Origin of the sequence: Paenibacillus sp. FSL R10-2796 (genome assembly GCF_037965315.1) — a bacterium.
GTDB classification, from domain to species: Bacteria; Bacillota; Bacilli; order Paenibacillales; family Paenibacillaceae; genus Paenibacillus_AQ; species Paenibacillus_AQ odorifer.
Genome location: NZ_CP150178.1, coordinates 4,675,183 through 4,697,589, shown reverse-complemented (window position 1 = coordinate 4,697,589; position 22,407 = coordinate 4,675,183). Strand labels below are relative to the sequence as shown.

The following is a 22,407-nucleotide window of genomic DNA, read 5'->3' as shown; positions in this document are numbered from 1 at the left end:
ATTAACAATTTTACTTGGGGGAATAGATTATAATGATTGATGAAAAATCAAGTAAAAGGCAATTGATCTTGGGCATTATATTAGCAGTAATGTACTTTTTAGGATTGTTCTCCAATCTCTTGATCAGGCCGGTTATGGGGATTCTTAACCATGTTTTTATTTGGCAGCCAGAACAACAAAATCGAATGGCCTTACTGTTGAATAGTCTGATCTACATAGGAGTGATTATAGGTTTTAGGGGATTCTATAAACAAGCTATTCATGATTTCAGACAATACTGGGTCCGTAATATGTTATGGATGGTTTGGGGACTTTGTTTGATTATTATCATCGGAAGTATGTTGATTCCCACACTAATTTCCATTTTTCATCCTATTACAAAGTCTGTTAATGAGGTGGATTTACGGGCAATGTTGTCCTCGTATCCATTTATTTTTACAGTGAACGTGGTATGGATTGGCCCCGTGATTGAAGAATTAGTATATCGGGTTACCATTTTTAGAACGATCCGCAGGAAGAGTCGTCTTCTGGCTTATCTGATATCCTCCTTTTTATTTGGCTTCCAGCATGTCTATAGAGCCGTGGTGTTCCAGAGCAACTATAATGAAATGTGGAATATCTTCTCCTATATGGCTGCTGGATTAATCTTTGCCTACCTATATGAGAAGAGAAAAAATATATTAGTGCCTATAGGCGCGCACATGTTTAGTAATGGTTTATCTGTGCTTCTCTATTTCTTAAGTTAATACGAAATTTGACTTCACATCAGATTACTAGTAAACTGATAATCAAATAGATCCAATTCCAAAGCAATGGATGTGGTATAATGCGAGACAATGGATTCACTGAAGACAACAAACTAAGCTTATTGATCTGGCTGCGGCTGGTAAGAGTTTATGACAATAGTAACGATCTTTCCAATGAGTTCTTGAAGCAGTTTGATTTAACGGTTAGCCAGTTTGATGCGTTAGTACAAATACTATTACATCAGCCTGTGACACAGATGGAAATGGCCGAGCATTTAACCATTACTAAAGGTGGAGTATCACATATGCTTGGCAGATTAGAAAAAGAAGGATGGATTGAACGCAAGCAGGATTGGAAGGTGAAGTATATTTCTTTAACTGAAAAGGGCCAGGCGCTTATCGAGAAGGTGCTTCCTTTGCAATCGGATTTCCAAGCTTCGTTATTCGATCCACTGACGGACGACGAGAAGAAAGTATTTTACAGCATGCTTAAGAAGATTCACCGCCATAGCCTGAATGAGAATCGAATTCCACGAGGAGTTCAGTAGTATTGTAAAAGCTTTATTCTGAATAAAGCTTCCTTTTTTCAGCATCAGTTTACTAGTAAACCATAATTATATTAGGAGGAAATTAAAATGAGCCAACCACAAATAACCGGACAACATCATGTATCAATGATTACTAAAGACGCTAAACAAAACCTATGGTTTTATACAGAAGTACTGGGACTAAGACTTGTCAAAAAAACCGTAAATCAGGACGATCCAACCATGTACCATTTATTCTATGGCAACTCTAATGGCGCTCCAGGCACCGAGGTATCCTTTTTTGAAATGCCAAATGCAGGCCAGACCCGGAAAGGAACGAACAGTATTTCTGCAATCTCTCTTCTCGTTCCTAGCGATGAGGCTTTAGTATATTGGGCTAGCAGATTAGATACATTTGAAGTCGCTCATGAAGCTATCGTAAGTATAGAGGAGCGCAATTCGCTTACTTTTCAGGATAGTGATGAATTAACGGTTCATCTGGTGTCCGCAGAAAAAGATAATGTGACTCAGCTGGTAGAACCTTGGATTACTGATGATATTCCACCACAATATGCCATTGTTGGATTGGGTCCCGTTGAATTGACTGTTCGTGAGGCTAGCCGTACAAAGGCTGTTTTGGAGGATATTTTAGGCTATACACAAGTTCGTAGAGTGCCATCCATGGGTGACCCGAAGGTAATGGTGGATATTTATGAAACAGCTAAAGGCGGCTTGTACACTGAACTTCAGCTCAAAGAAGTTAATGATCAAGACCGGGAAAGACCGGGAAGAGGGAGTATCCATCATGTGGCTATAAGAGTGAAGGATCTGGAAGAATTAACCGCATGGGCTGCTAAAATCACAGCTGCAGGGTTCAAGAACACAGGGGTCATTGATCGTTATTACTTCCATTCCTTGTATTTCCGTGATCCGAACCATATTCTTTTCGAGCTTGCTACAGATGGTCCAGGGTTTGAGATTGATGAATCTTTTGACACATTGGGCGAGAATTTGACCTTGCCTTCTTTTCTGGAAGAACGCCGGGAAGAGATTGCATCAAAGCTTCATCCTATCCAATAATACAGCGAAGAAAGTAGGACATCATCATGATGGAACAATATAGAATCGACGAGAATAAGGGTTTAGAAATAGGTTTATACACTTTAGGTGATCATGTTGCAGATGCCTTAACAGGTAAACCAATCAGTGAACGACAACGGATTCAAGAGATCATTGCTGCCGCCAAATTAGCAGAGGATGCTGGATTAGATGTATTTGGAGTGGGGGAGAGTCATCAGCCGAAATTTATTACTTCAGCAGCATCGGTCGTACTTGGAGCTATAGCAAACGCAACGGAACGAATCAAACTTATCAGTTCAGCGACTGTATTGAGCACAGCGGATCCTGTACGTGTACATGAAGAATTTTCGACATTGGATTTGTTATCCGGAGGCAGAGCAGAGATTGTTGCTGGACGTGGATCACGATTAGGAGCTTATGAACTGTTCGGATATGACGTGAGGGATTATGAAGAATTGTTCGAAGAGAAGATTGAATTGCTTATGAAAATAAATAACGAAAAAAGAATTACCTGGGAAGGGCAATTCCGTCCTGCTCTGAATGATATGGAGATTTTTCCGAAGCCTCTGAATGGTAAACTGCCTATCTGGCGAGCGGTTGGTGGACCTCCGGCAAGTGCAGTTAAGGCAGGAAGAATGGGCATCCCGATGATGCTGGCTGTTCTAGGTGGACCTGCTTCAGCGTTCAAGACCTCTGTGAATATGTATCGTCAAGTTGCCGCACAATCAGGTTTTAATCCGGCTGAGCTGCCGGTGGGTACAACCACCCTTTTATATATCGATAAAGATTCACAGCAAGCGTTCCGTAACTATTACCCATATTTAAATCACATGATGAAAGAGCTTCGTGGATCAGCGTACCCTAAAGACCAATTTGCTGAAGCCATGAGTGTGAGAAATGCGCTGCTCGTAGGCAGCCCACAACAGGTTATTGAAAAAATCCTTTATCAACATGAGCTGTACGGACACAATCGTTTTCTGGCTCAGATTGATATTGGTGGTTTACCTTATGCTCAGGTTGAGCAAATCATTGATTTGTTGGGATCGGTAGTCGCACCAGCCGTAAGACGGGCCACAGCTAAGAAATAAGAAAAACTATGAGATTGGAAAAAATTATATTAAAATTATTCCAATAAGGTTAGACGATGGTTTGAGAAGGATCACTTAAGGAGGCGAAGTGTGACGAATAAAATGATAGCTGCGCAACGTCTATATAACCAGAAGATCGTTGATTACAAGCTAATCAAGCCTGAACAGGTCGTTAAAGAATTAGGGGCAGTACAGGCGCAGGATTACATGCAGGCGATGTGGGCGATCGGGTTACGTACTCCATCTTCGAATTTAGCTGATATAGAGCGTGCTATCGCTGATCGTAAGATGATTCTGAATTGGACGCTGCGAGGTACGCTTCATTTTGTCCCACCGGAAGATGTAAAGTGGATGCATCAGCTATCTGTGCCGCGTTTAGCGGGACAAACAAAGCGGCGGAATGCAGAGCTTGGGCTAGATGATCAGACACTAGAACGTTGTAGACATATTATAGTTAATGCTTTACAAGGTGGAAAGCAGCTAGATCGTGCACTTCTACTTCAGCTTATAGAAGAAGAAGGTATTCACACAGGGAACCAGCGTGGTTATCATATGTTGTGGAATGTTGCGTACCAAGGGTTGATTTGTTTCGGACCGATGAATGGTAAGCAGCAAACGATTGTTTTGTTAGAGGAATGGGTGCCACAGTTTCGAGAACTTTCTTACGATGAGTCATTGTATGAACTCGCTCGGAGATATTTCACTGGACATGGTTTAGCAACTGTTCAAGATTTTGCTTGGTGGGCAGGCATAACCCTTACCGATGCTAGAAGAGGTCTGGAAGCGGCCAAAAGTCAACTGCAATCAGAGGTTATTGATGGCAGTGAGTATTGGATGTCTGCTCATCGGCTAGAGCCAACTGCTGAGGACTCGGGCGTTCATCTGCTTCCGGGTTTTGATGAGTACATTCTGGGTTATAAAGACCGAAGTGCCGTTCTAGAGCCCGACGTTGCTCCTTTAATAGTTCCGGGGAATAATGGTGTTTTTCTTCCGATGATTGTTGTGGAGGGTCAGGTTGTGGGTACATGGAAAAGAACCCTAAAGACCAAGGGGATTGAGATTATGATCCATCCTTTTGCCGATCTGGGCGATACGGAAAAGTTGGTACTTAAAGAAGCTGAGCGATATGCCGCATTTATTGGGCTGCCGATACTCAAAATGAATGTGAGTGGTTCATTGAGATGAGTATTTCACTATTCTCACCAATCTCATCATTCTCGACATTCTCACCATTTTCATCTTTCTTACCATACTTTTGTGCGCATCTCTCTCGCTAACGGACACCGTTGCACTTATTAGCACCTAAATCCTGATTTGCTGAGCTTTTCGGACTCCACTGCAGTTATTCCCGTCGCAGCACCTCTTTTGACCCCTATTTTTGCGGAATAGCGGCATCTGGGTCCGATAGATTCGTAAAAAGGCTATTTTTAGCTCAATAGCGTCTCCTGAGTCCGAACGGCATAATGGGTGAAGGGTGAAGGGTGAAGGGTGAAGGGTGAAGGGTGAAGGGTGAAGGGTGAAGGGTTAAATGGATACCGATTACCGAATAGCCGCTCACGAATGCACTCTGAGTAAAAAATAACCCGGCAGGGCGGATCTGCCGGGTTATTTTCATGAAGCATATAGTTAGCTTAATTAGATTCGTCTAGCTAATTCAGCGCCTTCCCAAATCGCATTCAGCGCTCTACGCGCTTGCACCGCATCGCCAATTACATGATAAGGGATGGAGCTTTCCTCCAAGAAATCCTGAAGGATTTGTTTGTTGAGGGCGCGTGAACCTACAGCAATTACTACATAATCAGCAGGTAGGCTGTGACGTTCGCCGTCTTTTTCAACAATTACGCTATCCCCTTGAATCGCCATACATTTGCTGTTGGTCATTAATTCAACGCCATGTCCATATAGACTTTCCATGACACAGATTTTACGCAGAAGCCCTAGATCATTAGCAACATCAGCTTGCATTTCAACTACAGTGATTTGATGTCCTCGCTCTACAAGCAGTTCTGCGACCTCAAGCCCCACTAAACCACCGCCGATAATAACGACTCTTCCTTCTGGATGAACCGTTCCCCATAACACATCATGTGAATTGACCACATGTGAACTGTCGATGCCTTCCACAGGCGGAATAACAGGAGAAGATCCGATTGCAAGAATGACCTCATCTGGAGCAATTTCCTGGATTAATTCAGGTGTAACCTCTGTATTCATTCGAATGTCTACACCTTCTCGTTTAGCGGTTTCTCCCATATTCAGAGCGGCTGCAGCCATTTCCTCTTTACGTGGTGCGGCACCGGCAATATAAAGCTGTCCGCCCAGAATGTCATTTTTTTCGCATAATATTGGATGATGCCCACGTCGTTTCAGGGTGACAGCTGCTTCTAATCCGCCAGGGCCACCACCAGCAATAAGTACTTTTTTTGGGATACCCGTTTGCTGCAATTCATATTCACTTTCACGGCCGGTTGCAGGATTAAACACACAGCTGATAAATGGAACATTAGGATTCACGAATCCATCGAAGCAGCCTTGGTCGCAACCCACACATTTAACGATCGTGTCTGCACGTCCGGCTAAAGCTTTATTGCAGAATTCCGGATCTGCCAGCTGCGCACGCCCAATGGCTACAAAATCAGCCAAACCCTCCGCAATAATCCGGTCTGCAATTGCTGGATCATTAATACGGCCTACGGCAATAACAGGGATGTTAACCACAGATTTAATTTGTGCTGCGTTATCTACATTGAAGCCTACAGGTAAATCGATCGGCGGAACTTCATATTTAATCGCAGCGCCAGCAGGGACCCCACGAGATACATTAACAGCATCAATTCCAGCTTCTTCAGCGAGCTTTGAGAAGAGCTTCATATCTTCCAGCGTAAGTCCGCCCGGTAGATCCTCAATCGCAGAGATTCTCATCAAGATAGGGAACCCAGGTCCAACCACTTTCCGGATAGCCCGGATACAAGACAGTGGGAAGCGGCAGCGATTCTCCCAAGAACCGCCGTACTCATCCTGACGAAAATTCATTGCAGGACTTAGAAATTGTTGGGGCAAATAACCATGGCCCGCATGGAATTCCACACTGTCAAATCCGGCTTTCTTCGCACGTAATGCTGTATCTGCGTAAGCTTGAACCATCTCACCGACTTCATGATGCGCTAGTTCACGTGGTATATGAGTCACGCCTTCAAACGGAACAGGTGAAGAGGAGACCTGAATTAGGTTGGGAGTTACTTTACCTCCATGCCATAACTGCAGACAGCTTTTGCCTCCTGCCTCTCGAATAGCTAATGCTAATTGAGCCATACCTGGAATGAATTTATCATCATAAAGGGCAGGAGCATCATCGGAGGCCGCCGTTGGGTGAATAGTTGTTACTTCTACAGTATTTAAGCCGTTGCCGCCTTTAGCTCGTGCTACATGGTAATCAATCAGACGATCACTGACGTATCCACCCGGCGCGTTCATTTTCGTGCCCATCGCTGGTAAAATGACCCGGTTCCTAAGCTCCATATTTCCGATTGCGCCCTTGCTAAATAGATGTGTGAATTCCATACGATAACTTCCTCTCTACATATAGGTTAAAAATAAATAGGTTATTTTAACCTATATTAGCGAAAGGGTAGGGTGAAAGTATGTGCAAAAAATCACGAGTGATTTGGCAGGAATGTAGTAATTGAGGTAATATAAGAAAATGATGAACCGGATACGTATTCCGGAAGCCCGGAGGATGATTATGGATATTGAAGTTTTGATTCTGGCCCAATTAATGAAAGGGGCCAAACATGGTTATGAAATTAAAAAAAACATTATTTTTGTAATGGGCAATGATAAAATCGTAAACAATAACTCGCTTTATCCAAAGCTGAAATTATTTGAAAAGCGAAAATGGGTAATCAAAAAAACGGAAATTCAGGAACGCCGGCCTAAACGTTATGTATATTCTATAACTACTGAGGGTGAGGAGCGGTTTAACACCTGCTTAACAGAATTTACGCTGGAGACTATTCGAATTGATAATGAATGGTCTATTCGTCTTGCTTATTATGAGCTATTGGATCAGGAGACACGTAGAAGATTGCTTGATTACAGAGAGACTTATATGAACGAAAAGCTGGACCATTTACAGCAGTTATCCAAAGTAGTTGGCAATAGTGAGGATATGGATTACTCTGAGGAGCTCTATTTTTACACCCGAAGTATGGTTTTACGAGAGATCGAGTTAATTAAGGAGCTGTCACGTAAATTAGAAGCATAAGGAAACCGTTGGATTAGCTATAAAAATAGAATTTTATAAACACACCTCGCTGTAATCGTTAATTAACGGTATATTTGTAAAATCGATTCATAGTTTAGCTTTAGGTTTTCCGCTTGTGATTGGTATCATCATCTTTATTTTGGGTTTGATCATATTGGGAATCGAATATTTCACATCAGATTAGTTGAACCCCTCTCCAGAGAGGTGGGCATAGAACTGGATGATGAGAGTGCGCTTTTTCAAGCACTAATGAAGGATTCTGCGGCTTCTATTCCTTATGTAAAGCTTGGTGAAACCATCCACTAATTCGCAGATCGAAAAGCAACGTTTAAACTTGAGTCAATCTGGCAGCCTTTTTGAGTTCAAATAGTAAAGATTATGAGCCTGGAGCAACGATCAGAGGATTTCATCTGACAGGTAAATGGGCGGATCAGACTAAGGATATCCTTTTTGTTGTGCGAACAGATGCTAAGTAAATACTGTATTTTAAAATAAAAAAGACTACCCAGAAAAAAATCTGGCTAGTCTTTTATTATTTGCTTTTATTTTTTGGCTTTAAAACCTGATGCTTGCATAAGCTTGGTGAATACTTCGGTGTTTTCGTAGATTCCAGTAAATAATTGTGCATTTTTGCCCATAGCTGTGATTGGAATATCAACCGCAGTATGACCTGAGGTCGTCCAGTCCACTACAAAATTGTGTTTGGAATTGGCGATGGCGAATGGACCGTCTTCTTTGGATATGCCGTCACCGGACTCATCATCTGCGTCAACTGCTTCAATAGAAAATCCGCCGGTCTCATGGTCGGCAAGCACTAGAACCAGTGTATCTGGATTCTTTTTGGCGAAGTCTTTGGCTACTTGCACGGATTTGTCCAGTTCTTGACCTGATTTAATCGTCATTTTAGCGTTGTTTTGATGTGCAAATTCGTCAGTGCCTTCTTCTTCCACCATAAGGAAAAATCCTTTTTTATTTGTTGCTAGCGTATCTATAGCTTTCTTAGTCATCTCGGGCAGCGATACCACCGGATTATAAATATCTCCTTCACCCTCAGGCTTTTGCTGGAACATTTCCTCGTTTGCGAATATTCCCAGCAGCTTGCCGTCTTTTGCTTTTTGCATATCCGCTTTGTTCGTTACATAGGTGTAGCCCAATTGTTTAGCTTTATCCACAAGGTTACCTTGCGTTCCTTTGCTTTTTTCTGAAGGATCTTCAGCGGGTTCATCTGGGAATTTGCCGGGATTGCCTGCCGGGTACCAGAAATCCTCACCCCCACCGAGCAGAACATCAACCTTGCTCTTTGTCAGAAGCTGAAGAGCGATATCACTTTGCTTTGAGCGGTCTTCAACGTGAGCACCAAATGCGGCGCCAGTCGCGTCTGTAATCTGACTAGTGGTAACGACACCAGTTGATTTCCCGGCATCTTTAGCATATTCCATAATGGTCTTAACACTTTTTTTATCGGCATCCATTCCGATAGCACCATTATAAGTCTTCACACCGCTGGCATAAGCAGAAGCAGAAGCAGCCGAATCTGTAACAGGGACAGTGGAGCTTGTATGAATTAATCCAACGTATGGCATGGAATCCATTGCTAGATTTCCTTTTTCACCTACGGTGGCAAGCCGGATGGCATCACGCTGAGCAGCACCCATTCCGTCTCCAATAAACAGAATTACATTTCTTGTGTTCGAAGATGCTGCGTCTGCTTGATTAGGTGCATTTGTAGTGACTATGCTGGATACAAAAAGAGCAGTTGCCGCTGTCGCTACAATTGCTGTTCTGACGCCATACTTTTTCGGTGATTTCATAATTTCCCTCCTAATGTATGTTTACAGTCTCATATTATAGTAGTTACATTAAGAGAATGTTTTCTGGACTTGTAAAAAATGTAAAATGATATAGTGAGTATAAATTATCGGAGCTTGATAAAAGATTTAAAATAAAAAATATCTGGGTGTATTATTGGCATATTGGATATATTCATCTCCGAATACGGACATTAAATGTTGCTCTTCTTGAAGAATTAGTAAATGAATCGCGGCAATGTTAAGAATGAATATTAGGAGTGTTAATAGATTGGGGTACATCAGATACAATCCCAAAAACATGAGATCAAACCCGACAAATGCAGCGTTTCTACTATATTTATAAATACCGTGTGTGATGAGTTTGGTTACAGTAGTCTTATCAATCCCAACTCTCCATGAAGTGCGCATAGCAATCATAGCTTGAATGAAAATGGAACACCCGAGGGCAGCTACACCCACACCGCTAAAGTGAATTACAGGAATATCAAACGTTTTGTTTACAAGTGTAACCATAAAGGACTCTGCTACGGAAAAAACAAACCATGCTGCGCCCCATAAAAAAGTAGAGGTTTTTACCAATAGCTCGGTATAATGGATCTTAGATAGTTTAGCGCCTTTAGCCAGAACGTTTCCTTTAATGTGGTTTTTCTTGTAAAGTATAAGGAGCTTTAATAGATAAGAAATTAGGAAGATGCAGAAAAGAAGTAGAGATAGGATATTTTTAAGATCGCTCATTTTAATTTCCTCCTCACTAATACATATGAATGATTGCTCATATGTTTGTTTATATCTTATTTCCTAATATTGTACATGTCAACTAATTATTGATTTAGGGGGATATCGTGAAAATAAGAGTATACAAAAAACGGTGGCTATGGGTGTTGGTTATCGCGGTTATTGTACTTGCAGGTACTGTAATCGGTATGCTGGTTACGCAAACTGGGCTTGCAACCTTTACTTCCAATGCTTATGGAGTCTCTTTGAAGTATCCAACGGAATGGGTCGTAGATTCAGCAGATGATAAGAAGGGTCAGGGGGAGGATGGTTTTTTTCAATTATCCGCTATGTCTGGAGAGGGACAATCAATAGATGAAGTTGCTGAAATCGTTGCCTCCCATCAGCTGAAGCCTTATGGCTCCAATCCGCAAATTACTGAACTGACATTAGAGAGGTTGAAAGAGGAAGAGAAGGCAAAGTTGATTATGCCTTCTGCTGACCAAGGGGAGGAATGGAATCATCAAGCGGCGCTTATAATTAAATATCCCGAAGCGGTGAAAATAGGAGATGATGTATACTATTATTTTATTTTGCAGGGCGATAAGGAACATGTGGAGGAGATAGGTCAGACCGTAAGATTTACGGGTAAACCGTAAAGTGCTTGCGCACGAAGGTAGTCTACGGGTTTATTTGCAGGGATATCCAAGAAATATTCCGACTGCCATGTTTGCGTTTTTTGAGCTTGGCGACTCGTGGGAATGTCCCAAGGCGGGTAGACTCGAAAAGCTCTTTTTCCACCTTCACCTTTATCAGATAGAATATCTTGTTCTCTTAGGACAGCTTTTGGAAAAATAAATTGGCCAAAGTGATTCCCATTTCGTGTACTTATAACGAAGAGATCAGCAGGATCTGAGATGTCATAGGGTTGGATGGGATGATCTCCAATTCGCTCCCATAGTGTCACAAATTGCCCGACTTTAGTGGGTGTGATTTTAGCCACCCGGAATCTAATGGCCAGCACATTTAAGGTAAAGATATATGCTCCGTATTCCGCATTTTGCGGTTCAAGAATTGGTTCGGAGCAATCAAACCTGCAAGGATTATATACTTCTTCCATGGTAGCAAGTAAGTCACTATGTAGGGTATCTAAAAAGCTCAGCTTCTTATCATTCATCTGTTATTCTCCCATTTGAGTTCGTAATGTTCACTATCTTAATGCAAGTGAACCGAGTTCACAAGTGTAGGAATAATAGAGAAATTGAAGTTGGATTTATTTTATTGATATGGTTTTCCAAAGAAAAATAGTTTGTGATTTTTGGGGGAGTAGAAATTTTGGATATGATGAACATACTGGTTGAAGAACGCCATTGTCCTTTATGTAAAGAATTGAATCGTTGTGGCGCTGAAAGCGGTGACTGTTGGTGTTTCCATACAGAAATTCCACTCGAATTGCAAGAACAGATCCCGGAAGAACTGAGAGGGAAAGCTTGTATCTGCCAAAAATGCGTAGAAGCATTTAATAAACATTAACCGGGATTTTAATTAACTCTCGACGAAAACCGTAATTTCATTGTATATAATTAAAGTGTAATCTAAAAAAATAATGGAGGCGCAGATGAGGAAGCCAATAATTGCAGTAGATATGGATGATACAATTTGCCATCTAGTGAAGCGAGCCATATACCATAATAATAATGATTTTCCCACGCATCTGCTGCGGTATGAGGAAATGCTTGATTGGAATACGGATCATTTACGTCATCCGGATTGTACACAAGAGATTTTCTATGGGCGGCCCGGTCTGTATGAAGAGCTTGAACTGTTTGACGAACATGTCGTAGGAGAAATGGAGAAACTGCATAACGCTTATGATGTAATTATTGTTACGGCAGCCCAACCCCAGTCGGTGGTGGAAAAATGGAACTGGCTGCAGAAGCATATGCCGTTTATTCCGATTGAAAATTTCTTTACCTGTAAGCGAAAAAATCTTATTAACTACGATCTATTGATCGATGACGGGGTGCATAACCTGGTTCCGGCATTGCAGGAGGGAAGAAAAGTGCTTTGTATTCCGCATCCATGGAATTTGCGGGCCCGTGAACAATATGCTTTTCCATTATTGACCTCATGGGAAGGTGCAAAAGAGAAGATAGATCAGATGTTAGGACGTCCAGAGAACGAATGAGACTGTTTTTTTATAGATGATGTACAGAAAAATATTTTCCGCCAAAAAATGAAGGTATTCCATCAGCCATTGTGGCTTTTGAGATACCTTTTTTATGTCTATTGCAGAAGTGCAATTTCATTATTATGCTCTGGATGTAAATATGTTGAATTAGTGACATTTCGATTCTTGGACTCTTTTCTTTGTATATTATTGTATATAAAAGGAGTGGAGATAGTAGTGAGAACAATCGGAATTGATTTAGGAACGACCTATAGTCTTGCTGCTTATTGGGACGGCAGTCAGGCTGTAATTATTCCCAATGTACTCGGGGAGCATGTAACACCCTCGATTGTTAGTGTAGATGCAGGGGGAGAAGTATTGGTTGGAAGAATCGCACAGGAACGACTGATTACACATCCACAGCTAACCGCCTCGACTTTTAAGCGCTTTATGGGATCAGCAAAGAAATACACGCTAGGTACGATGACTTTTACTCCTGAAGAGTTATCTTCTTTTGTTCTGCGGTCACTGAAAGAGGATGCGGAAAATCATCTAGGTGAGTCCGTAACGAAAGCTATAATCAGTGTTCCGGCTTATTTCAATGATGTTCAGCGGAAAGCAACTAAGAAAGCAGCTGAGCTGGCTGGTTTACAAGTAGAGCGGCTTATTAGTGAACCTACGGCGGCAGCACTCGCTTATGGCCTGCATCAGAATCAGGAGACTTCATTTCTTGTTTTTGATTTGGGTGGAGGAACCTTTGATGTGTCAATTCTGGAGCTTTTCGAAGGGGTAATGGATGTTAAGTCGATTGCCGGAGATAACTATCTTGGCGGGGAAGATTTCACAGAGATACTAGTGGCCTATTTTATCCAAAAGAATAAGCTGGACGCTGAATCGTTAACACCAATAACGAGGTCGATGTTGTATAAGCAGGCTGAGCAGAGTAAACGAATTCTTGGTACAGAGTCTGCTGCGACTATGCGGATAGTTATTAAGAAGGAAGAATACATGCTGACTATAGAACGCTCAGAGCTTGAGCAATTGGTACAACCGTTACTAATACGTCTAAGACAGCCGATAGAAAGAGCATTGCGGGATGCTTCTCTGCAGCCTTCCGATCTGGATGGGATTGTGATGATTGGGGGTGCGACTAAAATGCCTCTGATTAAGCAAATTATCAGCCGTATGTTCGGGAAAATGCCTTATGCGAATATCAGCCCAGATGAGACCGTCGCACTGGGAGCTGCGGTTCAGGTGGCGCTGAAGCAGCGTGATCAAGCGCTGGATGAAATGATTTTGACGGACGTTTGCCCCTATACATTAGGAACCAGTGTTCTGCGAAGAGGTTCAAGCGGACAAACGTCATCTGGACATTACTTTCCGATCATTGAACGTAACACTCCGATTCCTGTTAGCCGGGTAGAACGTCTATATACAGCCGCAGATAATCAAAAGATCATAAGTGTGGATGTGTATCAGGGGGAGAGTCCTCGCGTTGAAAATAATCTTTTCCTGGGAGAAATGGAGTTTCAGATTCCGCAAGCACCTCGGGGAGAAGAAAGTATAGATGTGAGATATACATATGATGTGAATGGGATTCTTGAGGTGGAGGTTACAACCGTTTCAACAGGTCAGAAGCATCAGATGATCATTGAGCAAAATGCTGGTGGAATGACGAAAAAGCAAATTGAAGCTCGTTTACTGGAACTGCGGAGTATCAAAATTCATCCGCGTGAGCGTACCGAGAACAGGCTTCTGCTTGCTAGAGGTGAGCGTTTATATGAAGAGGTGCTTGGGGACCAACGGAAATTTATCGCACAGTGTCTGAAAGTATTCGAAGATGCTTTATATACTCAGAACGAGAAAGTGATTGAAAAAGCGGCACAAGCTTTCAATGAGCAATTGGCGGAAATTGAAGGGTGGTCATACTTCACATGACAATCTGGAGTATGTTGGAGATTGAACCCACAGATGAACTAGCTATCATCAAAAAGGCCTATGCCAAAAAACTGAAATCGCATCACCCCGAAGATGACCCTGAAGGATACCAGCAGCTTAGAGAAGCTTATGATACAGCTGTGAAATGGGCCCGCTCCGGGCAGCGTATAGCAAGCACTGTCCCTTCATTGGTAGGTGAGGATAAGAAAGAAATAGCAGAAGCAATATCAAAAGAAATAGAAAAAATGGTGATACAAGCAGAAAAAGTAATACGAGTAGATGAAGTTGAGGAGGAAGAAAGCGAGGAGGAAGAACAAGAAGTTGCGGAGGAAGACACCGAGGAGGAAGTAGAAGGGGCTACTACTATACCGCATGAAAACGAGTGGGCGCTGTTTCGCCCACTTCCCATTCAACTTGATGCTGATCTTCAAGAACAGCCAGCAGATATTTTTGACAGACAAATTAGGGAACTGTATGCGGATTTCTCGCGGCGGATTAAACAAGCTTCGTGGCATTCACTTTTGAATGAAGATTTCATGTGGAGTATAGAGCATCGTGATCGGCTAAGGGATAAGCTTATGTTGTTCCTTGATCAGTATCGAAATTTGCCTCATGCCGTATGGGAGGCTTTGGATTCATTTTTTCATTTTCGTGAGGACAAGGAAATATTTCTTCAACGTTATGATAATAAGTTAGTTGAGTACATACTAGGGCAGGTCGACGGAAGCATGGAAATGCGTTATGAGTGTTTCCTTTTGCAGGAGTCTCTTGAGTTTGACATAGAACACTATCTAAATCTGAGGCGATCCGCTCAATTCATGCTGATGGAGGATAAACATACTGAAGCGGGTCAACTGCTCGACGAAGCAAATAAGCTGTTTCAGAATGATCCGGATCTGCAATTATTGCGAGCTAAGAATTGTCTGGATACTGCTGATTATATGGAAGCGCTGGTGTGCTTGGACCGAGTAACCACTATGTGGCCTAACGAAAGAGACGGTTACTTATTAAGAGGGCGGCTTCTCTACTATTTGCAGCGTTATGAGGAAGCGATGAAGGATTGTGAATATTTGCTGCAAGAGGATGCTGGAAATAGAGATGTGCAATGTTTAATTCTGGAATGTAAGATTGCATGTTCTCAAATTGAGGAAGCTCTTACACAAACGGAGACTAATGAGCCTAAAAAGGACGAGTTCATTCATTTTCGTTACCTTGCGAATAAGTTCATGTTGAAGAACAAAAAACTGTATCCACAACGTCTTCGTATCTCTTCGCTCGTAAGCATTGGAAAGAGCATTATAGGGTCTATATTATTCTATCTATTGGTTTTCCTGAAATTAAGCTGGTTCTATATTTTGGTATATACCATATATTATTTTTCAGTATCTGAGCTTCCCCCGCTTGTCAATGCGGTGTTCATTCTTATTTTTCTATGGAAAATCAGGAAGATTTGCAAAACAGCATACCTATTCTCGAACTAATATCAGGAGGCTCTATATGCTGAAGGAATACAATGTTAAGCAAAGAAAACGATTGGAAATGTATTTCCGCTGTCTTTCCTCTACCTGCATACGTGGTCTCTTAGGGAGATACTATGTGGTTTATGAGTTTGATTTCAGTAATGTCTTCTTCAAAAGAGGTTTAATCAAAAATGCTTGTGAAAGATGGAATATCGAGGATGCTAACTCCTTTCATCGCCAGCTTCGCTGGCTTCTAGAAGATGGCAACCGTGCAGAATATAGATCTTTACATGCTCGTTTAGCCACACTTTCCGAAACCTCACGCAGTAAATATCTTGAGGCACATAAGGATCATGAGGATTTTGTTAATCTGAAGGTTGTTGCACAAGGTATACATCAGTTGCCTTCTGGTGACATTTCTGGTTTTGGATTAGCTTGGGTAATTTATCTGAGCCGGATTGGTTATGTTGAAGATTATTTGAAGAAGGAAGAAGCCTGGGAATACAAAATAGAAGCCGCAAGGCAGCTACAAGAACGTTATAGCAGTTGGGCGGATTATTATATAGCCTATTCCTTGGGCAGCAAATTTTCATTAGTACAATCCGGCGGATTAGATAATCTATTTGAGACGGGATTGCAGAAGCTCATGCGAAATAGCAGCATTCTATACAGGGAAGCCGTTTGGGGGCAAAATCTGCAGCCGGAAGCCACTTAGTCCGAACTTAGGTAATTAATACCTATTGAATACCTATTGATTACCTATTGAATCCCTATCCCGTGTTGCTTAAGGACCCAGAGGACGCTATTTGCAAATTTATAGCCCTTTGAGCCGATTTTCGGACTCCAGTGCAGCTATTCCTTGAGGAAGCGGTCTTTTGTGGTGTTTTTGATGCCAATAGGTGCTATGCGGTCCGTTAGGAATCCAAATGGGGGATAATGCAGCGTATAAGGTCAGCTGTGTCCGATAAGCTGCGTCGTAAGTGCAAATGTGATCCAAGCAAACGAAGTTTAGTAGTTTAGTGTTACAACGCGAGCAAAGGTATCTCCATGGATCAGATCAAAGAGCAAGCTAAAAATAAGATGCAGCAGTAACACCAAACAGTAAAACCAAACAGTAAAACCAAACAGTAAAACCCAACAGTAAAACCAAAAGTAAAACCCAACAGTAAAGAATAAGACTAAACAGTAAATAGTAAGACTAAAACTCAACAGCAAGACCAAACAGTAAAACCAAACAGTAAAACTCAACAGTATATCCCAAAACGAGGGAGTTCCAGCTGCTATAACGTAGCTTTTGGAATTCTCTCTTTTTTGTGATGCCGGATTAATCTTGACAGGATCTAATATTTGTATATAATTGGAATAGACCGACGGTCGGTCAATAGAATGGAGGACGTTTCAGATGAGAATTTCCAAAGAAGCGGAAGAACGTAGAAATGAAATATTGGATACAGCAGAAATGCTGTTTTTTACGAAAGGGTATACCAAAACGACAGTGAATGATGTCTTGCAGGCTATAGGTATTGCGAAGGGAACCTTTTACTATTATTTTAAATCGAAGGAAGAGGTCATGGATGCTGTTGTGCTGCGATTTATTGATGCTGGTGTAGCAGCTGCTAAGCAAATTGCTGCAGATCCTAAGCTGACCGTTCATGAAAAGCTGCTGCAAATCATTATGGCGCAAAAGCCGGATACGGACAGAAAAAGCCAAATGATTGAGCAGTTCCATCAGGCTGATAATGCACAGCTGCACCAGAAAAGCTTGGTGGAAACCATTTTGCGGCTAACTCCTGTATTGACGGAGGTCATTGAGCAGGGCATAGAGGAGGGACTGTTTCGTAATCCGTATCCCCGGGAGACGATGGAATTTCTATTGATCACCTCTCAATTTCTTTTTGATGAAGGGATATTCAAGTGGCAGCCTGAGGAAATCATCCAGAAGATAAGAGCTTTTATCTATACGATGGAAATTACGCTAGGGGCGGAGAAAGGTAGCTTCGACTATGTGTTTCAAATGTTTGAGTAGGGGAGAGGGAATATTCTGAACAACAAATCCTTCGGAAATTTTATGATCATTTGGATGGGGGAGTGGATATCCAGTGTTGGCAGCGGGTTGACAGCTTTCACCTTAGGGGTTTATGTGTTCCAGATGACACAGACTGCCTCTAGCGTGGCACTTTTAACCTTATGTGCTTTTCTCCCTTCCATTGTGCTCAGTCCTTTTGGCGGCGTGTTAGCGGATCGGTTTGATCGGCGATTGATGATGATAGCAGGGGATTTGTTGTCTGCTTTTGGACTTGTATATGTTCTCATCATCATGCTGCTGGGTGAACCTCATTTATGGCAGATTTGTCTGGGCGTGACGTTTAGTTCGATTTTTGTATCCTTGCTTGAACCTGCCTACAAGGCTACCATTACAGATTTATTAACAGAGGAGCAATTTGCCAAGGCTAGTGGTTTAGTTCAGCTTGCTGCGTCCTCAAAATATCTTCTTTCCCCTATCCTTGCCGGGATTTTGCTTAGCTTTATGGATATAAAAACTATCCTGCTTATAGATATCTCAACCTTTCTAGTTACAGTTCTTGCAGTGATGGCTGTTCGCAGGAATCTACAGACTGAACACAGAGTTCCAACGAATCAGTCGTTTGTAAAAGATTTGAAGGAGGGCTGGGATGCTCTTATTTACACGAAAGGTGTACTGCAGCTTACGATCATTTTGTCTGTCGTTACTTTTTATGTGGGTTTTCTCCAAACCTTATATACGCCTATGCTTTTACCCTTTACGGATACGAAAACTCTAGGCACGGTATTATCTGTAAGTGCTATAGGGATGTTGCTCGGCAGTCTGATTATTGGAGTTTTTAGCATCGATCGTAAATATATCAAAGTATTAGCGCTCGGCCTAGGATTCGCCGGACTGTTTTTTTCTTTGGTGGGTCTGACCACGAATGTTGCTTTTATTACAGCTGCTGGCTTTTTATTTTTTGCAACGTTGCCTTTTGTTAATACCAGTGCTGACGTTATGATTCGCAACCATATCCCAAATGACACACAGGGGCGGGCATGGGGGATCATTGGCATTTTATCACAACTTGGTTATGTGGCTGCGTATGCTTTTGCTGGCATATTGGCTGATCAAGTGTTTAATCCTCTTTTACGAGAGGGAGGTCTGCTTGCTTCATCAGTAGGTAAGGTGATAGGCACAGGGGAAGGACGGGGAATCGGCTTATTATTTATCATCTCTGGTTTGCTCATCATTATTATGGCATTTGTGATCCCCCGAATGAAATCAATTCGCTGCCTTGAACGTGAATAATTGAATTCCGTATTAGAGAGGAGAAGGCCCGTCAATGCTGCTACGAATTGTAAAAAGAGACCTTCAACGCAATAAAATCATTACCTTCGGATTATTTGTGTTTATCATGTTATCGGCTTTGCTTGTTGCTTCAGCGTCGCAAGTGATTATAGAATTGTCGGGGTCCTTGAATCAGCTATTGATTAAATCTAAAGCCCCTCATTTCGTGCAGATGCACGCAGGACAAATCGACAGCTCAGCAATCGAGAGCTTTACAGCCGCTAATCCACTGGTGAAAGATCAACAAACCGTAGAGATGCTTAACTTGGATGGATCTAACGTTTATCTAGGCAGTAACCAAGGCTCGGAAGCGAACAGCGTGATGGATATCGGCTTTGTAGAGCAGAACCCTTCGTTTGATTTGCTGCTGAATTTAGAGAACAAGGTGATTGAGGTATCGGCAGGAGAAATCGCTGTCCCCATTTATTATATGAAGCAAAAGAATCTGAAAATCGGCGACATAGTTAGCGTTCTAGGTGAACAGTTCGATAAAAAGTTTGTGATTACTGATTTTGTAAGGGATGTCCAAATGAATCCAGCCATGGTCAGCTCCAAACGTTTTGTCGTAAATGCTGCTGACTTTACAGCGCTTAAACAACAGCTCGGCGAACCTGAATACCTGATTGAATTTCAGCTTACAGATCTATCTAAGCTCAATGATTTCCGCAATGAGTATCAATCCTCAAATCTGCCCAATAAAGGCCCCTCCATTGACTATCCTTTATTTAAAACGCTGAATGCACTGACGGACGGGATTATCGCAGTTGTTATTATTTTGGTAAGTGTTCTGCTGATGCTGATTGCTATTTTATGTCTCAGATTTACGATGATCGCTACCTTGGAAGAGGATTACAGAGAGATAGGTGTCATGAAAGCGATTGGGATCACGCAGCAAGATATTCGCAGCATTTATTTAGCAAAATATATCGTGATGGCAGCCGTCGCCTCTGTATGTGGATATTTACTGTCTTTAGGTGTGGTGCGTTTGTTTACAGCCAATATTACTTTGTATTTGGGCGTTGCTCCTGCCAGTATCCTTCAATATTTTGTTCCTGTCCTGGCGGTAGGTTTGATCTTTGGAGTTGTTGTATTCTTTTGCCGGATGATTCTTAGACGCTTTAATCGCATCACGGTTGTAGAAGCTTTACGGTCAGGTACGAGGGGTGAAGCAAGGATGAACACAAGCAGATTTTCACTTAGCAAGCGTAAATTTGTTAACGTGAATGCTTTTCTCGGGGTAAAAGATGTTTACGGGCGCTTCACCATGTACGGATTATTGTTCTTCGTATTTGTGATCAGTTTGTTTATCGTTCTAGTGCCAGTGAATATATTGAATACCCTTCAGTCTCCCCGGTTTGTTTCTTATATGGGCGTCGGTCAGAGCGATATTCGCATTGATTTGCAGCAATCGAACCAAATAGAGAAGCGTTTTAATGAGATGATAACCAAGCTTGAAAATGACCCGGACATCTCTAAATTTTCTCCACTGATTACTTCTAGATTTAAGGTATTAGGTAGTGGGGAATCGCTAAATGTTGAAACCGGTGACTTTACTATTTTTCCGCTCTCGTATGTTCATGGAGGAACTCCTAGAAGTGCAAATGAGATCGCTCTTTCTGACCTGAACGCCAAGGAACTGAATAAAAAGGTGGGGGATATCGTTCATTTAGAGGTTGCTGGGGTGGCAAGAAAATTGACCGTTAGCGGGATCTATCAGGATATAACTAATGGTGGCCGAACCGCAAAAGCGCAATTGCCATATGATTCGAAGACGGTTCTCTGGTATGTAGTAGCTTTGGATGTGAATCCGGGAATTTCCGTCCAGGCAAAAATGGATCAGTACACCAAATTATTTTATCCAGCAAAAATCACTCATCTGCAAAGCTATTTAGCTCAGACATTAGGAAATACAATTCGCCAATTGAAGCTGGTTACAGGCTTATCCATCGTTATCGCATTTTCGATTTCGATATTGATTACCTCTTTATTTCTGAAAATGCTGCTTGCCAAGGATTCTTCGCAAACCGCTATTTTGAGAAGTGTTGGCTTTACGTTAGGAGATATTCGTAGGCAGTATCTGGTAAGGATGCTGATAATATCAGGGCTGGGCGTCATTCTTGGTACTTTTGCGGCTAACACTCTCGGGCAAAAAATTGCTCAAATGCTAGGCTCTTTCATGGGGGCTTCTAAGATACAGTTTGTAGTCAATCCGGCGGTAGCCTATCTTATTCTTCCTCTACTTTTCATGCTGATTGTAGCGCTCACCACCGTAACAAGCACGATCTCAATCAGAAAATCCAGTATAGCCAAACTAATTGCCGAATGATAGGAGGTGGCAGAATGTTCATATTAGAGACGAAAGGGTTAAAAAAAAGTTATTCAACAGGGCAAGGAACTCCGCAGTCGATATTAAAGGATGTTCAGCTTCAGGTGTCTCAGGGGGAATTCATAGCTGTCATGGGACCTTCTGGTTCAGGAAAATCAACATTGCTGTATACGATCAGCGGGATGGATAAGTTGACAGAGGGAAGTGTTATTTTTAAAGGGCAGGAGATCAGCGGAGTTTCAGAGAACGAATTAGCCGGTCTGCGCTTAAAGCATATGGGCTTTATTTTTCAGCAAATGCATCTGTTAAAAAACTTGAATATCCGCGACAATATCATCCTGTCTGCTTATCGGGCGAGAACCAGCAGCCGTAGAACTATCAATAAAAGAGCAGCTGAGTTAATGAACAAAACAGGAATATCTGCGCTGGCTGAACGTGATATTACACAGGTGTCAGGAGGACAATTACAAAGAGCAGCAATCTGCAGAGCACTCATTAATCAGCCAGATATATTATTTGGCGATGAGCCAACCGGGGCGCTTAACTCAAAAGCAGCTAGTGAAATCATGGACATATTAGCAGATATTAATCAATCAGGAACAACGCTTATAATCGCCACACATGATGCTAAAGTCGCTGCTCAAGCTGAGCGTGTCTTGTATATGCTAGATGGCAGCATTGCAGCTGAGCAACGGCTTGGAAAATATAATCGCGTAGATGGTGAATTGAAAAGGCGGGAGGAGAAGCTTGCGGCCTGGCTATTAAAGCTGGGATTCTGATTGGGGATCTAGCGCTGTACGAATGTCAAACAACGTTTTGCAGTTTAATATCTGCCCAGCACTAAAACCTATCCTATATGCAATAATAACCACTCAATGCGAAGGCATTAAACAATTAAAAAAACTATTAACGCACCTCGATCATTGCT

At 42.1% G+C, this 22,407-nt stretch carries 20 protein-coding genes; 16 read left to right on the top strand and 4 right to left on the bottom strand.

The features are described 5' to 3' along the window. Window positions 1-32: 32 nt before the first annotated feature. The 5 genes from NST58_RS21340 to NST58_RS21320 all read left to right on the top strand — a co-directional run bounded on the left by NST58_RS21340 (window position 33) and on the right by NST58_RS21320 (window position 4,626). On the top strand, window positions 33-746 hold the full coding sequence (locus NST58_RS21340; protein WP_076190565.1) for a type II CAAX endopeptidase family protein: 714 nt from the start codon (window positions 33-35) through the stop codon (window positions 744-746). A gap of 80 nt (window positions 747-826) precedes the next feature. Beyond that, complete coding sequence (locus NST58_RS21335) at window positions 827-1,294, top strand: MarR family transcriptional regulator (RefSeq protein WP_076190567.1); 468 nt, start codon at window positions 827-829, stop codon at window positions 1,292-1,294. A gap of 87 nt (window positions 1,295-1,381) precedes the next feature. Then, window positions 1,382-2,353, top strand: coding sequence for a ring-cleaving dioxygenase (locus NST58_RS21330; protein ID WP_076190569.1), 972 nt, complete (start codon window positions 1,382-1,384; stop codon window positions 2,351-2,353). A 26-nt stretch (window positions 2,354-2,379) separates the two neighbouring features. Continuing rightward, complete coding sequence (locus NST58_RS21325) at window positions 2,380-3,441, top strand: LLM class flavin-dependent oxidoreductase (RefSeq protein ID WP_339244152.1); 1,062 nt, start codon at window positions 2,380-2,382, stop codon at window positions 3,439-3,441. A gap of 90 nt (window positions 3,442-3,531) precedes the next feature. Next, a complete protein-coding gene (locus NST58_RS21320; RefSeq protein ID WP_339244151.1) occupies window positions 3,532-4,626 on the top strand; it encodes a winged helix DNA-binding domain-containing protein in 1,095 nt (364 codons plus the stop codon). Window positions 4,627-5,076: 450 nt separating this feature from the next. Here NST58_RS21320 and NST58_RS21315 read toward each other — a convergent pair whose 3' ends face one another. Then, window positions 5,077-7,002, bottom strand: a complete 1,926-nt coding sequence (locus NST58_RS21315; protein ID WP_339244149.1) for an FAD-dependent oxidoreductase — start codon at window positions 7,000-7,002, stop codon at window positions 5,077-5,079. Between the two features lie 181 nt (window positions 7,003-7,183). Here NST58_RS21315 and NST58_RS21310 point away from each other — a divergent pair, with 181 nt between their 5' ends. Then, window positions 7,184-7,705, top strand: a complete 522-nt coding sequence (locus tag NST58_RS21310) for a PadR family transcriptional regulator (RefSeq protein ID WP_036688994.1) — start codon at window positions 7,184-7,186, stop codon at window positions 7,703-7,705. Window positions 7,706-8,247: 542 nt separating this feature from the next. Here the strand turns inward: NST58_RS21310 and NST58_RS21305 are convergent. Together NST58_RS21305 and NST58_RS21300 are read right to left on the bottom strand one after the other, a co-directional pair. After that, complete coding sequence (locus NST58_RS21305; RefSeq protein WP_076129878.1) at window positions 8,248-9,516, bottom strand: alkaline phosphatase; 1,269 nt, start codon at window positions 9,514-9,516, stop codon at window positions 8,248-8,250. 126 nt (window positions 9,517-9,642) lie between these two features. Continuing rightward, window positions 9,643-10,251: an isoprenylcysteine carboxylmethyltransferase family protein gene (locus NST58_RS21300; RefSeq protein ID WP_076304859.1), complete on the bottom strand. Its 609-nt coding sequence runs from the start codon at window positions 10,249-10,251 to the stop codon at window positions 9,643-9,645. Between the two features lie 107 nt (window positions 10,252-10,358). On the opposite strand from NST58_RS21300, the gene NST58_RS21295 reads away from it, so the two are divergent. Beyond that, the gene (locus tag NST58_RS21295) at window positions 10,359-10,889 is read left to right on the top strand and encodes a hypothetical protein (RefSeq protein ID WP_076129876.1); all 531 of its coding nucleotides are present in this window, start codon (window positions 10,359-10,361) and stop codon (window positions 10,887-10,889) included. On the opposite strand, the gene NST58_RS21290 is transcribed toward NST58_RS21295, so the two are convergent. Beyond that, entirely contained in the window at window positions 10,859-11,407 is a 549-nt protein-coding gene (locus NST58_RS21290; RefSeq protein ID WP_076304860.1) for a MepB family protein, read from the bottom strand. The two genes, NST58_RS21295 and NST58_RS21290, sit on opposite strands and share 31 nt — an antisense overlap. Before the next feature lie 164 nt (window positions 11,408-11,571). On the opposite strand from NST58_RS21290, the gene NST58_RS21285 reads away from it, so the two are divergent. The 9 genes from NST58_RS21285 to NST58_RS21245 all read left to right on the top strand — a co-directional run bounded on the left by NST58_RS21285 (window position 11,572) and on the right by NST58_RS21245 (window position 22,258). Beyond that, entirely contained in the window at window positions 11,572-11,763 is a 192-nt protein-coding gene (locus tag NST58_RS21285) for a cysteine-rich CWC family protein (RefSeq protein ID WP_076141099.1), read from the top strand. A gap of 85 nt (window positions 11,764-11,848) precedes the next feature. After that, complete coding sequence (locus NST58_RS21280) at window positions 11,849-12,418, top strand: hypothetical protein (protein ID WP_076129874.1); 570 nt, start codon at window positions 11,849-11,851, stop codon at window positions 12,416-12,418. A gap of 219 nt (window positions 12,419-12,637) precedes the next feature. Next, window positions 12,638-14,338, top strand: a complete 1,701-nt coding sequence (locus tag NST58_RS21275; RefSeq protein WP_339244146.1) for a molecular chaperone HscC — start codon at window positions 12,638-12,640, stop codon at window positions 14,336-14,338. Next, window positions 14,335-15,819, top strand: coding sequence for a J domain-containing protein (locus NST58_RS21270; RefSeq protein ID WP_339244145.1), 1,485 nt, complete (start codon window positions 14,335-14,337; stop codon window positions 15,817-15,819). The genes NST58_RS21275 and NST58_RS21270 overlap by 4 nt, the downstream gene beginning before the upstream one ends. 16 nt (window positions 15,820-15,835) lie before the next feature. After that, on the top strand, window positions 15,836-16,513 hold the full coding sequence (locus NST58_RS21265; RefSeq protein ID WP_339244142.1) for a DUF1266 domain-containing protein: 678 nt from the start codon (window positions 15,836-15,838) through the stop codon (window positions 16,511-16,513). 687 nt (window positions 16,514-17,200) lie between these two features. Continuing rightward, entirely contained in the window at window positions 17,201-17,824 is a 624-nt protein-coding gene (locus NST58_RS21260) for a TetR/AcrR family transcriptional regulator (RefSeq protein ID WP_339168661.1), read from the top strand. Window positions 17,825-17,866: 42 nt separating this feature from the next. Next, entirely contained in the window at window positions 17,867-19,114 is a 1,248-nt protein-coding gene (locus NST58_RS21255) for an MFS transporter (protein WP_179086768.1), read from the top strand. A gap of 34 nt (window positions 19,115-19,148) precedes the next feature. Then, the gene (locus tag NST58_RS21250) at window positions 19,149-21,479 is read left to right on the top strand and encodes an ABC transporter permease (protein ID WP_339244139.1); all 2,331 of its coding nucleotides are present in this window, start codon (window positions 19,149-19,151) and stop codon (window positions 21,477-21,479) included. Between the two features lie 14 nt (window positions 21,480-21,493). Then, the gene (locus tag NST58_RS21245; RefSeq protein ID WP_076129868.1) at window positions 21,494-22,258 is read left to right on the top strand and encodes an ABC transporter ATP-binding protein; all 765 of its coding nucleotides are present in this window, start codon (window positions 21,494-21,496) and stop codon (window positions 22,256-22,258) included. Window positions 22,259-22,407 lie beyond the last annotated feature (149 nt).

Coding starts and splice junctions, on each gene's coding strand:
- NST58_RS21335 (WP_076190567.1), top strand. CDS start 827: ATGCGAGACAATGGATTCACTGAAGACAACAAACTAAGCTTATTGATC.
- NST58_RS21300 (WP_076304859.1), bottom strand. CDS start 10,251: ATGAGCGATCTTAAAAATATCCTATCTCTACTTCTTTTCTGCATCTTC.
- NST58_RS21315 (WP_339244149.1), bottom strand. CDS start 7,002: ATGGAATTCACACATCTATTTAGCAAGGGCGCAATCGGAAATATGGAG.
- NST58_RS21280 (WP_076129874.1), top strand. CDS start 11,849: ATGAGGAAGCCAATAATTGCAGTAGATATGGATGATACAATTTGCCAT.
- NST58_RS21330 (WP_076190569.1), top strand. CDS start 1,382: ATGAGCCAACCACAAATAACCGGACAACATCATGTATCAATGATTACT.
- NST58_RS21255 (WP_179086768.1), top strand. CDS start 17,867: ATGATCATTTGGATGGGGGAGTGGATATCCAGTGTTGGCAGCGGGTTG.
- NST58_RS21270 (WP_339244145.1), top strand. CDS start 14,335: ATGACAATCTGGAGTATGTTGGAGATTGAACCCACAGATGAACTAGCT.
- NST58_RS21290 (WP_076304860.1), bottom strand. CDS start 11,407: ATGAATGATAAGAAGCTGAGCTTTTTAGATACCCTACATAGTGACTTA.
- NST58_RS21285 (WP_076141099.1), top strand. CDS start 11,572: ATGATGAACATACTGGTTGAAGAACGCCATTGTCCTTTATGTAAAGAA.
- NST58_RS21310 (WP_036688994.1), top strand. CDS start 7,184: ATGGATATTGAAGTTTTGATTCTGGCCCAATTAATGAAAGGGGCCAAA.
- NST58_RS21340 (WP_076190565.1), top strand. CDS start 33: ATGATTGATGAAAAATCAAGTAAAAGGCAATTGATCTTGGGCATTATA.
- NST58_RS21305 (WP_076129878.1), bottom strand. CDS start 9,516: ATGAAATCACCGAAAAAGTATGGCGTCAGAACAGCAATTGTAGCGACA.
- NST58_RS21265 (WP_339244142.1), top strand. CDS start 15,836: ATGCTGAAGGAATACAATGTTAAGCAAAGAAAACGATTGGAAATGTAT.
- NST58_RS21245 (WP_076129868.1), top strand. CDS start 21,494: ATGTTCATATTAGAGACGAAAGGGTTAAAAAAAAGTTATTCAACAGGG.
- NST58_RS21250 (WP_339244139.1), top strand. CDS start 19,149: ATGCTGCTACGAATTGTAAAAAGAGACCTTCAACGCAATAAAATCATT.
- NST58_RS21260 (WP_339168661.1), top strand. CDS start 17,201: ATGAGAATTTCCAAAGAAGCGGAAGAACGTAGAAATGAAATATTGGAT.
- NST58_RS21325 (WP_339244152.1), top strand. CDS start 2,380: ATGATGGAACAATATAGAATCGACGAGAATAAGGGTTTAGAAATAGGT.